This window comes from Sphaerochaeta globosa str. Buddy, from assembly GCF_000190435.1.
Taxonomy (GTDB): Bacteria; Spirochaetota; Spirochaetia; order Sphaerochaetales; family Sphaerochaetaceae; genus Sphaerochaeta; species Sphaerochaeta globosa.
Genome location: NC_015152.1, coordinates 647,208 through 659,285 on the forward strand (window position 1 = coordinate 647,208; position 12,078 = coordinate 659,285).

The 12,078-nt window shown below is 48.4% G+C and carries 12 protein-coding genes; 6 read left to right on the plus strand and 6 right to left on the minus strand.

Annotated features, from left to right (window positions below):
* Nucleotides 1–71 precede the first annotated feature (71 nt).
* The 3 genes from SPIBUDDY_RS03050 to SPIBUDDY_RS03060 all read right to left on the minus strand — a co-directional run bounded on the left by SPIBUDDY_RS03050 (nucleotide 72) and on the right by SPIBUDDY_RS03060 (nucleotide 3,770).
* Nucleotides 72–296, minus strand: a complete 225-nt coding sequence (locus SPIBUDDY_RS03050; RefSeq protein WP_013606293.1) for a hypothetical protein — start codon at nucleotides 294–296, stop codon at nucleotides 72–74.
* Between the two features lie 53 nt (nucleotides 297–349).
* Nucleotides 350–1,927: an IS66 family transposase gene (gene tnpC / locus SPIBUDDY_RS03055; RefSeq protein WP_013606294.1), complete on the minus strand. Its 1,578-nt coding sequence runs from the start codon at nucleotides 1,925–1,927 to the stop codon at nucleotides 350–352.
* 1,183 nt (nucleotides 1,928–3,110) lie between these two features.
* Nucleotides 3,111–3,770: a hypothetical protein gene (locus SPIBUDDY_RS03060; protein WP_155816040.1), complete on the minus strand. Its 660-nt coding sequence runs from the start codon at nucleotides 3,768–3,770 to the stop codon at nucleotides 3,111–3,113.
* Nucleotides 3,771–4,251: 481 nt separating this feature from the next.
* Between SPIBUDDY_RS03060 and SPIBUDDY_RS03065 the strand changes: the two genes are divergently transcribed.
* The 5 genes from SPIBUDDY_RS03065 to SPIBUDDY_RS03085 all read left to right on the plus strand — a co-directional run bounded on the left by SPIBUDDY_RS03065 (nucleotide 4,252) and on the right by SPIBUDDY_RS03085 (nucleotide 9,185).
* The gene (locus SPIBUDDY_RS03065) at nucleotides 4,252–5,415 is read left to right on the plus strand and encodes an ABC transporter substrate-binding protein (protein WP_013606296.1); all 1,164 of its coding nucleotides are present in this window, start codon (nucleotides 4,252–4,254) and stop codon (nucleotides 5,413–5,415) included.
* 206 nt (nucleotides 5,416–5,621) lie between these two features.
* Nucleotides 5,622–6,503 carry a branched-chain amino acid ABC transporter permease gene (locus SPIBUDDY_RS03070; RefSeq protein ID WP_013606297.1) on the plus strand — a complete coding sequence of 294 codons (882 nt, stop codon included), beginning with the start codon at nucleotides 5,622–5,624 and terminating at the stop codon, nucleotides 6,501–6,503.
* Nucleotides 6,500–7,639, plus strand: coding sequence for a branched-chain amino acid ABC transporter permease (locus SPIBUDDY_RS03075; RefSeq protein WP_013606298.1), 1,140 nt, complete (start codon nucleotides 6,500–6,502; stop codon nucleotides 7,637–7,639). Before SPIBUDDY_RS03070 ends, SPIBUDDY_RS03075 begins: the two co-directional genes overlap by 4 nt.
* Nucleotides 7,636–8,475: an ABC transporter ATP-binding protein gene (locus SPIBUDDY_RS03080; protein ID WP_013606299.1), complete on the plus strand. Its 840-nt coding sequence runs from the start codon at nucleotides 7,636–7,638 to the stop codon at nucleotides 8,473–8,475. The genes SPIBUDDY_RS03075 and SPIBUDDY_RS03080 overlap by 4 nt, the downstream gene beginning before the upstream one ends.
* The gene (locus tag SPIBUDDY_RS03085; protein WP_013606300.1) at nucleotides 8,472–9,185 is read left to right on the plus strand and encodes an ABC transporter ATP-binding protein; all 714 of its coding nucleotides are present in this window, start codon (nucleotides 8,472–8,474) and stop codon (nucleotides 9,183–9,185) included. The genes SPIBUDDY_RS03080 and SPIBUDDY_RS03085 overlap by 4 nt, the downstream gene beginning before the upstream one ends.
* Nucleotides 9,186–9,248: 63 nt before the next feature.
* Here the strand turns inward: SPIBUDDY_RS03085 and SPIBUDDY_RS03090 are convergent, their stop codons facing one another.
* The 3 genes from SPIBUDDY_RS03090 to SPIBUDDY_RS03100 form a co-directional block, all read right to left on the minus strand.
* The gene (locus SPIBUDDY_RS03090; RefSeq protein WP_041380535.1) at nucleotides 9,249–9,689 is read right to left on the minus strand and encodes a hypothetical protein; all 441 of its coding nucleotides are present in this window, start codon (nucleotides 9,687–9,689) and stop codon (nucleotides 9,249–9,251) included.
* The gene (locus SPIBUDDY_RS03095) at nucleotides 9,689–10,210 is read right to left on the minus strand and encodes a hypothetical protein (protein ID WP_041380536.1); all 522 of its coding nucleotides are present in this window, start codon (nucleotides 10,208–10,210) and stop codon (nucleotides 9,689–9,691) included. The genes SPIBUDDY_RS03090 and SPIBUDDY_RS03095 overlap by 1 nt, the downstream gene beginning before the upstream one ends.
* Nucleotides 10,211–10,313: 103 nt before the next feature.
* Nucleotides 10,314–11,426 (minus strand): transposase, encoded by a 1,113-nt coding sequence (locus SPIBUDDY_RS03100; RefSeq protein WP_013606301.1) that lies wholly within the window; start codon nucleotides 11,424–11,426, stop codon nucleotides 10,314–10,316.
* A gap of 164 nt (nucleotides 11,427–11,590) precedes the next feature.
* Here SPIBUDDY_RS03100 and SPIBUDDY_RS16530 point away from each other — a divergent pair, with 164 nt between their 5' ends.
* Nucleotides 11,591–11,974, plus strand: coding sequence for a hypothetical protein (locus SPIBUDDY_RS16530; RefSeq protein ID WP_041380538.1), 384 nt, complete (start codon nucleotides 11,591–11,593; stop codon nucleotides 11,972–11,974).
* Nucleotides 11,975–12,078: the final 104 nt, after the last annotated feature.

The following is a 12,078-nucleotide window of genomic DNA, read 5'->3' on the forward strand; positions in this document are numbered from 1 at the left end:
CGACCAGTTCTGATCAGCCTTTGGTTTATGGAATCCGTATCTGGTGCCGACGGTTATAACAATATACTTCGCTATGATTCTAAATACTTAATTAAAGCATCTTTTGATATGAATTGGCCATCTCTGGTACTTTTTACTCTCTTTGCATGTTGCCATTCGCCAACCAAATACGAATAGCGGGTTTTGAATTGCCTTCGAAGATGCAAAATCACCTCTTTCAGTTCTTCAATTGAAGCATTATCTAGATTTAATTCCTCTAACAAATTCATCGCATCTAGTTCATTGTTGATTTTCATAAGTATGTTCTCCAAGCGTGTCAAGATTGATTCCCATGTCGTAACTACTCAGGTCACCTAACAGGCTGATTCAGAAAATCAAGAGAGAACGTACCTGCAAAGACCTGGGATAGTGCCTCTATTGGACCGAGCCCGTTTTTGCGGCAAGTATCGATGATGGAGAATATGGTAGCGAAACGCTCCCCTCCATCACTTGCTCTGAACGTGCCAGCTATCTGTATTTTTTTCTTCGGAAGGCGATAAGACTTCTCCGCAATATTATTTGAGTACGGGACGTTGAAGTCAGTGAAGAATCTCATCACATCGGCCTTGAGTTTCTGCAACCTGTCCACCAAACTCCGGGCTGTACCCTTCCTTGGCCTTCCCCTGCCTTTTTTTAGCACCTTGGGGATGGGGTTCCTTCTGATCCCGCTCCCCACTATCTTGTCATACTGGTTACTGAAACCCTTGAGCATGGTACTGGGGGCCTTGGTGACACCCTCGGCAAGAAGCTTGTTCTTGGTCACATACATACTCATCAGCAGCTTCTGGAACTGTCTTGCCCATCTTTGCTTGTAGTTGTCAGTGACACCCTGCAGCTCACGGTCTATATGGGCACAGCAGAGTGCGTGGGCAGCACCAGCATAGTCCTTGTGGTAATAGGAACTCCAGCAATCGTGGACTGCCACACCCTTGAAATGAGGAAGCACCCCACAATCGTCGATACCTGGCTTGCCCCTTTTTGGACTGCTGACAAGGAGTGTCAGGTCCTTGGTGGATGCGGTATGCATCCAGTGGTTCTTGCCACAGACGCGGATGCCTGTCTCGTCAAAGCCGATGCTATGGGAGTCGAGCAGCAGCTTCCTGAGCTTGGGAAGCTGCTGCTTGCATTTGTCTGAGCAGGAAAGGATCATGTTGTTCACCGTCGCATCACTCATGGTGATTCCGGCAAGGGCATTGATTGTCTCTGCTATCCTGGACATGCTCATCATCCCAAAGGAACTCAGGGTGACAACCAGGGACTTGAGCGTATCACCGTACTGGAAGTGTGAATTGACACCTGCAGGATATTCCCCTCTGATGATCGCCCCTCCCTGTATGGGACAACTGTATTGCACCTGGTCAAATTGTGTCTGGTAAGCCTGTATGGCCAAATCGACGACATTACGCGAACCGACAACGGTGGCCTCACATTTGCCGAAAAGGGGACAACCTTCACAATCTTTGGGCAGACAGCGCTCAATTGCATCAGGTGCTGACTTGAGTTCCATTGTCTTGTCGGGATGGCCTTTCTGTCCGCCATTGGTCTTCTTGGTCGTACCTTTGCCATTCCTGCTATTGAGGGTGGATGGCTTCGGATTGGGCTTTTTGCAGAAATCCGTCGAGGGTGGCTTGCTGCTGTTGGAACTGTCCTTGTTCACCTGTTCCCTGAGATTGGCAAGTTCAGCATCTTTTTCCTTGATGATTGACTTGAGCTCTGTAATGGCTTTGGTGAATTCCTTGGCCTGTGCCTGACTGGATTTCTGCAGCTCCTTGTTCTGGCTGAGGAGTTCTGATACCTGGGATACCAATCGGGAATTGGACATGGCTAGCAAATCAATCTTATGATTGAGCTGCTCAAAATCCTTCCTGTTGTTCCCTTTCTGGTCCATCTAATTCCTCTCTTACAATGGAGTTAGTGTAATATAAAAGGGGTTTAAATGCAACTAGAAAACGATATATTACAAGGATTTAGAGCCCCTTTAGGGAAGGTTTCGAGCCCTAATTGCCAACGGTCAATAACTGGGGAAAAGAACTTTTTGGGTCTTTGCAAAGCAAAGGGACTGGCTCAAAAGAGAGAATGATGGTTAGACACCTGAGTAGTTACCCCATGTCAAAGATATCACGCCTTCGGAGAAGGAGGGTATCCTTTTGAAAGAAATGAGAAAAGTCTGGATGGAGCTGTAAACCAGTATGGTCGCAGTCACTGGAAAAGTGTATCCAAATCGAGCTCCTGTCCATCAAAAAGTGTCTACCAAAACGTATGCATAGCAAACCAAAGGCTGACCATTTCTGATCAGCCTTGTGGATTTATTGGACTTTCTAACTGGTACCCTATTCCCCGAAATCCTTCATTCAAACCGCTATCTTGCGATTCCTATGGAACTTGGGGAGGTTGTACTTGGTACCGATGGTTCCTCCCCTATTGCCCGAAATCCTTGATTCAGACCGCCATTCTGCGATTCCTGCGGACATTGTGGAAGTTGTACCTGGTACCGATAGTTGCTTGCGCTGTTGATGCTGGGAGCTTTCTGCCTGTGACTCGGTTAATACTGAGGCATTCCTCTAATGGGGCAGCCATCTAAATAGCAACTTGACCTCTAGCAAGCCAAAGGCTGACCATTTCTGATTAGCCTTGTGGATTTATTGGACTTTCTAACTGGTACCCTATTCCCCGAAATCCTTCATTCAAACCGCCATCTTGCGATTCTTGTGAAAATTGTGGAAGTTGTACCTGGTACCGATGGTTATATGTCCCCAGAGCACCATCTGACGGCTTACAGAGCAATATATTTAAGATGGGCATCTTGACCTCGGTTCATTCCGGGAAATCCAAGGCTATCTGGGTTACTTCCCAAACAGTAGTTTTGCTCTTAGGCACAAAAACACCAAAGGCCGATCATTTCTGATCAGCCTTGTGGTTTTATTGGATATTGTACCTGGAACCCTGTTTTTCAGAACCCTTCATTCAAACCGCCATCTTGCGATTCTTGTGGTAACTTTGGAATCCGTACCTGGTACCCATGGTTTTTTGGAATTCGTACCTGGTACCCATGGTTATCCGATGGTTAGTTTTTAGTTGACAGTATAGTTAAATGTGATATCACCAACATAATTGCCTGCAGTCTTATTTGCTACGTTTGACTCTAAGGTAACTTGAACGGTTTTTACATCTCCCAGACGTAGGCCAGTACCTGCAGCAATTGTCATATAAGAAACAGCAGTTGTATTAGAAGCAGTGTTGTAAGGATTAGCACCTCCAGTGACAGTATAATCAATTGAATCAACAGTAGTTGTGACCTCAGTAGGAATTCCTTCGACATCTTGAGTCGTTGTAATGTTGTATTTAAGCTTGGATGCTTGAACTTTAACTTCAACTCCTAACCTGTTATTAGTCCTTGTCTGTAAATAACCGACAATCTGAGCACTTGTCGAGCTAGTATTAACTGAATTAGCAGACAGTGCAGAATCATATACAGAACTAGATGCTCTAATTTCCGCAGCCTGCGCATTAGTCGTCCAACTAGTAGGAGTAGCAGCAGCTGTAATTTTCATCTCATTTATAGCATATACCGAAGTCTTAACAAATAATGACACATCAGCTGGCGCAGTAGCCGCAAACACACCAACCATTCCGATTACCAGGACCAACAGGATAGCAATTGTCTTTTTCATTTGTTCTTCCTTTTTAGGAGCTTCTTTTGCTCCTGTGCAAGTTTCGTTCTTTCGGCTCATTTCCCTGAGCACATTTGTATATTAGGGATAAAAGAGACTTATGTCAATACTAAAAATAAAAAAGTGATAAAATTTTGAAAAATATTTTGATAAATTATTAAATCATTAATTTGTATAGAAATACAAATATTCTCTTGTGCACCTACTTGTGACAACACGTTGTATGTAGTAGCAATCTAGCAAAACGTATGATACGAGAACGCTTCCTATTAGCTGTATAATACACAGCAAAACTCAAGACATACGTTAGAAGTTGAGTAGAAGATGAATCTGCATTATTTGCACTCTAGGTGTATGAATATTCACTCATGCTAGGGATATTGCCGTTTCAAACCGCAAAAATATTCAATTTGTGCGAAGATTGAAGAAACTTTTTTACATTGTTACAGAAAATTTTTAAGTATATATGCACTTTTCACTTGTGCAGGAACCACAGAGAACGTAATAATAATTTCATCTATGTATATGGAGGGCTCTTGTTATGAAGAAACTAACTGTGTGCTTGTTGGTTCTATTGCTAGCCTCTTCCGTGCTCTTTGCTGCCGGTGGGGCAGAACAGAAGAGTGGGGCAAAAGAAATTGTGATCGGAGTATTTGAACCCCTCACTGGTGAAAACGGCGGCGGCGGCTACCAGGAAGTCCTGGGCATGCGCTACGCCAACAAGGTCTATCCTACCGTTAAGATCAACGGTGAGACCTACAACGTCAAATTGGTCGAAGCAGACAACAAGTCTGACAAAACCGAAGCAGTCACCGCAGCCCAAAGCCTTATCTCCAGCGGTGCTTCCGTCATTCTCGGCTCCTACGGCTCAGGCGTATCGATTGCAGCCGGCGACATTTTCCTTGACAACAAGGTACCCGCCATCGGCGCATCCTGCACCAACCCGCAGGTAACCCTCGGAAATGACTATTACTATCGCGTATGTTTCCTTGACCCGTTCCAGGGCACCGTCATGGCCAACTTCGCTTGGCAGGAAGGCGCCAAGAAGGCTGCAGTCATTACCCAGCTTGGTGACGACTACTCCTCTGGCCTTGGTAACTTCTTCCTCAGAGCCTTCAAGGAACTGGGTGGCAACGTTGTCAGCGAACAACAGTTCCAGACCAACACCACCGACTTCAAGTCGATTCTGACTAACATCAAGGCAGCTAACCCTGACGTAATCTTCGCCCCGTCCTCCATCGCCACCGCTCCGCTTATCATTAAGCAGGCTCGCGAGCTGGGCATCACAGCCAAAATCATGGCTGGCGACACCTGGGAAAACTCTTCTATTATAGAGAACGCAGGCGCGAGTGCTGAAGGCGTTGTACTCTCCACATTCTTTGACGATGCAGACCCTGCAACCGCAGAAGCTGCAAAGTTCATCGAAGGCTTCAAGAAGTACCTGGTAGAGAACAAGCAGCCGGACATCATCCCCGCAGTCTCCGCACTCGGATACGATGCCTACATCACCGCTCTGAAGGCCATCGAGTTGGCAAACTCCTCCAAGGGTTCTGCCATTCGTGACGCCCTGGCTAAAGTCGATGTAGAAGGCGTAACCGGTCGTATCGTATTCAACGAAAATGGTGATGCCAACAAAGACATGGCTTTCATCAAGGTCGTTGAGGGCGGCCAGTTCAAGTTCCTCAAGACTGTAAGCGTTATCTAAGCTCTTTTGCTTTGGCTGGGACAACTGTCCCAGCCAAGTCTCTTTTTTTTGTATTTTACTTTTAATTAATTTACTTATGTATTTTTTTTATTTTATTTTATTTACCTGTTTCAGTTTTTGTTTCTCTTTCTCTATTTCTTTCTGTCTTCTCTCTCACTTCGCTATTTTCCCTATGTTTAGCTTGACTCAGGTATGGAGAACTACTGATGAGTATGACAACAATCCTGCAGCACTGCCTGACAGGAATATCCCTGGGAGGAGCCTACGCCTTGATAGCCATCGGTTATACGTTGGTGTACGGCATCCTTCGACTGATCAACTTCGCCCATGGCGATATCTTCATGATGGCAGGCTACTTCATGATCTTCTCGCTTGCCAGCTTCCCCTGGCCGGTAGCCATTGTCATCACCTTGGTGGTAACCACTGCGATGGGCATCCTTATTGAACGCATGGCCTATAAACCGCTACGCAGTTCACCCCGAATGTCCATTATGATCAGTGCCATCGGCGTTTCCTATCTCTTGCAGAACCTCTCAACCTATCTCTTCACCGCCATTCCCCGCGGCTATCCCGAAATTCCCATTCTCAAGCGGATTTTCCAGATGGGTGAGCTCTCGGCTTCCTTTGTAACCATTCTTACTCCGGCTCTCACCATTGTTCTGGTGATCATCCTGATGGTATTGGTCAACAAGACCAAAACCGGTATGGCCATGCGGGCGGTGAGCAAGGACTTTGAAACAGCAAAACTGATGGGTATCAACATCAACCGGGTCATCTCGGTGACCTTTGCCATCGGCTCCTTCCTTGCCGGTGTTGGTTCCATCCTCTATTTTACCGACCGTATGTCGGTAACCCCGTTCTCCGGAACGCTTCCGGGCCTCAAGTGCTTCGTAGCTGCCGTATTCGGCGGAATCGGGAACATTCCCGGTGCTGTGGTGGGAGGCTTCTTTATCGGCATCGTCGAAACCCTGCTCGTAGCGCTGGGCTACTCAACCTTCTCCGACGCCTTCACCTTCTTTCTCTTGATCGTGATGTTGCTCGTACGACCGACCGGACTATTCGGCGAAAAAACGGTGGAGAAAGTATGATCAAGATCAAACGAAACAACATCTATACCATTGTCACCCTGGCCCTTCTCTTGGCATTCCTTTACTGGCTCAGTGCCAACCGCCTGCAGCACGGAATGCTTGTCTCGGTTCTGCAGAAGGGTGTCATTCTTGCCTTGGTGGCAGTCTCGATGAACCTGCTCAACGGCTTCACCGGGCTGTTCAGCCTCGGCCAAGCCGGTTTCATGTCCATCGGAGCCTATACCACCGCCATCCTGCTCATCCCGGTGCAGAACCTTGACGGTGTCTACTACATGAACGGTGTGCATCCGGCGATTCGGGCCTTCAAGACAATGGTTGCCTCGTCCCCCGAGCTTGTACGGATTGTATTCCCCTTCGTCGCCCTGCTTCTCGGCGGACTGCTTGCAGCCTTTGCTGCTGCTTTTGTCGGCATTGCCGTCCTCAGGCTGAAGAGTGACTACCTCGCCATCGCAACCCTGGGCTTGTCGGAGATCGTACGGGCTATATTTTCCTCCCCGCAATTCGACCAAGTCACCAATGGTTCCTATGGCCTGAACAAGATTCCCAACTTCCCACCCATGCTTTGGGGAGCCATTCCTTCTCTCATTACCCCCTTCATTGTGGTTGCCTTCTGCATTGTTTTCATTATGCTCCTCATCAAGAGCTCCTATGGACGTGCCTTCAAGGCCATCCGCGAGGATGAGATTGCAGCTGAGGCAATGGGCATAAACCTATTCAAACACAAGGAGATGAGCTTTGTAATTAGCTCGTTCTTCTCAGCTGTTGCCGGTGGCCTGTTGGCCATGTACATGCGCTCCATTGAGGCGAAGACCTTCTCCATCACCCTGACCTACGACATTCTGTTGATCGTTGTCATCGGAGGAATCGGAAGCGTCACCGGTTCGGTGATCAGCGCCTTTTTGGTAACCGCTGCAAAGGAGTGGTGGCTGCGCTTCTTCGATCAGCCGCTCACTATCGGAACCTTTGAGGTCCCGCTCTTCCGCACCGGCTTCAGAATGGTCATATTCTCCATCCTTCTGATGATCGTCGTCCTCATCTACCGAAAGGGTCTGATGGGAACCAATGAGTTCAACTGGGATAGGATAATCAACCGACTCAGGTTCAGAAACAAGAAGAAAGAAGGAGGCCAGGCATGAGTGACATCCTCCTGAAGACCGAACACATTACCATGCAGTTCGGCGGTGTGGTCGCCGTCGATGATTTGAACATTGAAATATCGAAGGACAAAATTACCGCCCTTATCGGACCGAACGGGGCCGGTAAGACTACTGCCTTCAACGTAATCACCGGAGGCTATCAGCCGTCCAATGGTCGGGTGACCTTTGACGGTCTGGTCATCGGGGAAAACTATCCGCGGTCGAAGATGAAGAAAATCTACAACGGAACCTACAAGACTCCGTTTGAGAAGCAAGTCGTCAACACCCCGGATAAAATTACCCGCCTGGGTATGGCTCGTACCTTCCAGAACATCCGCCTTTTCAAGGACCTTACTGTTTTCGAAAACGTCCTGATCGCCAAGCACTGCCATATCAAGGCAGGACTCTTTTCCTGTACCTTCCGCCTCAACCGAGAGGAGGAACTGAAGATGTATCAGGACACCGAGGCACTCTTGGAGCGGGTGGGGTTGCTTGGCAGCCGGGATGAGAAGTCATCCTCCCTGCCGTACGGCAAGCAGCGCAGGCTCGAAATAGCCCGCGCCCTTGCAACCGGACCAAAGTTGCTTTTGCTTGATGAGCCGGCAGCAGGAATGAACCCCAAGGAGACAGAGGAACTTTCGCTGTTTATTAAGGAGATCAAGGATTCGTTCAACCTGACCATTTTCTTGATCGAGCACCATATGAATCTGGTCATGGATATCTCGGACACCATCTATGTCCTTGACTATGGCAAGACCATAGCCCAGGGAACACCGGCAGAGGTGCAGAATGATCCTGCCGTCATCAGGGCATACTTGGGGGTGGATGAAGCATGAGTGTATTGGAAATACAAGACTTGAAAGTCTGTTACGGTGGTATTGTAGCTCTCAACGGTATTTCATTCTCTGTTGATGAAGGCAAAATTGTCACCCTCATCGGAGCGAACGGTGCCGGTAAGTCGACTACCTTGCGTTCCATTATGGGCTTGGTTCCCATAACCAGCGGCACTATCACCTACAACGGGGTGAAGCTCAATGGAATGGATACGCGAAAGATTGTGGAAATGGGACTGGTATTAGTTCCGGAAGGCCGCAGGGTGTTCCCGAACCTCACTACGCTGGAGAACCTGAAGATCGGGGGCTACCTCCAGGATAAGAGTCATGAGCAGCAAGGCCTGGAACGGGTCTATGAACTCTTTCCCCGGCTTAAGGAACGGCACTGGCAGCTAGCCGGTACCCTTTCAGGCGGCGAGCAACAAATGCTGGCCGTAGGAAGAGCCCTGATGGCCAACCCGAAGATGATCATGATGGATGAGCCATCCCTTGGGCTGGCTCCCTTGGTGGTGAAGGATATTTTCTCCATCATCAAGAAAATCAACGAAGCTGGGGTGACCGTCCTGCTCATTGAGCAGAACGCCAACGTCGCTCTCAGAACCGCTCATACCGGCTACGTCATGGAGACGGGGAACATCACCCTCTCAGGACCGGGAAGGGAACTCTTGGAGAACGAAGAGATCAAGTTCGCCTATTTGGGGAAGTCAAAGTAACAAGGAATTTATTAGGTAAGGATTGTAAACAGGGAGGGGGAGACCCCTCCTTGTTGCAGAGTACTAATAGTCCTGCATACCATCCCAGCTTTTTTGCTGTTCCTGCTGTAACTGTAAGACATACTCCCTATAGTCATCTTGACCAAGCTCAAGATACACATCCTTCTGCGGCAGTATTTCAAGAGGGAATTGCTCATATTCATAGCATTCGATTGAATCGGATTGTTCCGGCCACTTGCAATATACTTTCTTCCTACCCTTCGCCGTGAGCAAGGTGGAAACAGTTATTGAATCGTTGATAAGACTGATTAGTTCGGCAGCTGTTACTTCGATCACAAGCCATTCATAGTCTGGATGCCAGCTGACGCAGATGGAAATATAATGATTACCCGCGATGTCAAGCAAGCTGAACACCAAGCGCAGTGTGTTATACGAGAGAAACGTTCGATCTAGTGAGAGACTGCCCCATGGGCTGTTTTTGAAATACTCTCCAGAATGCTCCATTATACCACCTCAAAATCTGTGAAAGGGCTCATCCCAGCAAATATCCACCAATCAACATGGGAATTCCCTTTCTTGTCAGACCAATCGTTCGTATGTGCCCAAAGACCAATTCCCTCACGGATTGTTCCAACTGCCAGCAAGGCTGGAGGATGGTGCTTTTTTAGCATGCACAACGTTTTATTCGCGTCCTTTTGAATAGTATAACAAGAAACAGACCAATCCGCCAAGCTTAAGGATGTAATACGGGTTGCCGCGTATCTGGTCCTATTCCGATCTTCCAGAATTGAGGGAAGGAAAAATGCCTGATCGATGATACCAGAAATTGCGATGCGATATACAACGCTACTCGTTTCAGAATGCAAAGATCCTGGATGCATAGTAAATAATTCAAGGAAATAACCAAAGGGAAAGCTCTCTGGGAATAATTGTCTATAGAGGCTCTTGGAAAATGAGGATTCATTGAGAATTTGAATCCATCCGACGATACTAATACCATTGATTAAGAGGAGCGAACCGTCCAATCAAGGGCTTCAAACGAGTAAATACGCCCGGTCCATCGATAATCGAGTGCAAGAAGACACACCTACCCCACGATAGGCGAATGCATCATTGCTCTTTGTGGTGTTACGCAGTTTTCTGGATGCCCGGCAGGATGCAATACTGCAGTATCATGATTGCAGCAAGGCACAGCACGCCGGTCATCAGGCAGTGGGAGACCTTCTCCGTCCCCCTGACCATGATCTTCGGCGGAATAAGCCAATCCTTGAGGTGGGAGTTGGATCGTTCGACGGTCGAACGGATCCTGAACCGCTGCTTTTCAGAGGGGGAGAGGACCCGTTGCTGCTTGCGCCGCTTGTTCGGGTCGATGATGGGCATCCTGCCGTTTCCGATGATGAAGTCCTTGATGGGCTTTGCATCGTAGGCGCTGTCCATCAGCGAGTACAGGTGTTTGATCCGCTGCCCGGTCATCCGCTCCAAGGGAATCGCCGCTTGGCTGTCATGTACGTTGGCACCCGTGACGATGGTGCTGACGGGAATGCCGCTGTCGGTGACATCCAGGTGAAGCTTGTAGCCCTTCCAATAGTTGCGGTTGCCCTGGCTGTTGCGCTTGCATCCCCAGCTGCACTGGGAGTTCAATTCCTCGAATGCCTGTTCGGCAGTCTGGCCAAGTTGCTTCTGCAGAACGTTTTGCTTCTTGGTTTTCGACTCAGAGCCTTTCCTGGGCCTGCCGGGTTTCCCCCTCGGGATCACTTCCTTCTTCTTGTTCACGGCCTTCTCGCGCGCCTCGATGGCTGTGGAGTCCCGGCTGGCATGACCCACGATGCGGCCGTCCAGATAGGAGCTTACCAAGGGGCCCAGCGCCTTCTCCATGAGTTTTTGGCGTGCATGGGATGCAAATTTCCTGCTGAAGGTGGCCTCACTCGGTACGGAGGTGAACCCGCAGACCTGCCGCAGCGACGGATCGCTGAGCAGGCGGTTGCGAAGCGAGGTGACGGTGGGAATCTTGAAAAACTGCTTGGCCAGGGCCGAACGGATCATCGCCGTCTCATCATAGCCTTTGCGCCCAAGCAGGCTTGCCTTGCCGTCGCACGCCGGCAGGAATTCCTCTAGCACCTGCAGCATCTGGATGAACGTACGGTGTTCGGCGGTCACATACCCTTCGAAAACCTCTTGGATGTCGAAAGAAATTCCGAATACCATCTGGCAACCGCCGAGGATTTCTGCTATGCTTTTCATGGACCTGCTCTCCTTCTAATCGTTTGTAGTTAATCATATTATAAAGGATTGTCAGGTCCATTTCTATACAAATATCCAAATAACGTGCTTGTTTGCAGCAAGGATGAGCTTCTGAAGCTGCCTCAAGTAGCTCAGAAGAATGAAAATATCAGGCATTTGCTATTTTGCAAGAGCCTCTTACAGAGAACCGCTATTCAGGCATTCCTACCATCTATAGCTCGATGAGGGAAGCTGGTAACCCGGACCCAGTTTTTGATTCATCACGTGGCCTTTTTACGGTAACCTTGTATAAACGAGCATCCTCGGTGGAGCAACTTGAAACCATACAGGGCGAAGACCACTCCGATATTGAACAGTTGATTCTGGAATTCTGCAAGGTTCCAAGAACTAGGACTCAGCTGGCTGCTCACTTCAGTTTTAAATCGGTTTCCTATTTTTATTCAAAACATGTACTTCCTTTGATAGAGAGAGATTTGTTGGTAATGAGTAATCCCGATCGACCAAAGAGCACCAATCAAACCTATACAACAGCTGCAGCATTTCGTTAGGGAGTGATACCCATCAAACATTTCTCACTCCGTTTGCAAAGGCTCTGCTTCGGACAAAATCCTACCGGTTGGGGATAGTGTAAGAGCAGAGCCTATTCTAATGG

Excerpts from the sequence above, each read along its gene's own strand:
- SPIBUDDY_RS03050 (WP_013606293.1), bottom strand. The coding sequence starts at position 296 with ATGAAAATCAACAATGAACTAGATGCGATGAATTTGTTAGAGGAATTA.
- tnpC (WP_013606294.1), bottom strand. The coding sequence starts at position 1,927 with ATGGACCAGAAAGGGAACAACAGGAAGGATTTTGAGCAGCTCAATCAT.
- SPIBUDDY_RS03060 (WP_155816040.1), bottom strand. The coding sequence starts at position 3,770 with ATGAGCCGAAAGAACGAAACTTGCACAGGAGCAAAAGAAGCTCCTAAA.
- SPIBUDDY_RS03065 (WP_013606296.1), top strand. The coding sequence starts at position 4,252 with ATGAAGAAACTAACTGTGTGCTTGTTGGTTCTATTGCTAGCCTCTTCC.
- SPIBUDDY_RS03070 (WP_013606297.1), top strand. The coding sequence starts at position 5,622 with ATGAGTATGACAACAATCCTGCAGCACTGCCTGACAGGAATATCCCTG.
- SPIBUDDY_RS03075 (WP_013606298.1), top strand. The coding sequence starts at position 6,500 with ATGATCAAGATCAAACGAAACAACATCTATACCATTGTCACCCTGGCC.
- SPIBUDDY_RS03080 (WP_013606299.1), top strand. The coding sequence starts at position 7,636 with ATGAGTGACATCCTCCTGAAGACCGAACACATTACCATGCAGTTCGGC.
- SPIBUDDY_RS03085 (WP_013606300.1), top strand. The coding sequence starts at position 8,472 with ATGAGTGTATTGGAAATACAAGACTTGAAAGTCTGTTACGGTGGTATT.
- SPIBUDDY_RS03090 (WP_041380535.1), bottom strand. The coding sequence starts at position 9,689 with ATGGAGCATTCTGGAGAGTATTTCAAAAACAGCCCATGGGGCAGTCTC.
- SPIBUDDY_RS03100 (WP_013606301.1), bottom strand. The coding sequence starts at position 11,426 with ATGAAAAGCATAGCAGAAATCCTCGGCGGTTGCCAGATGGTATTCGGA.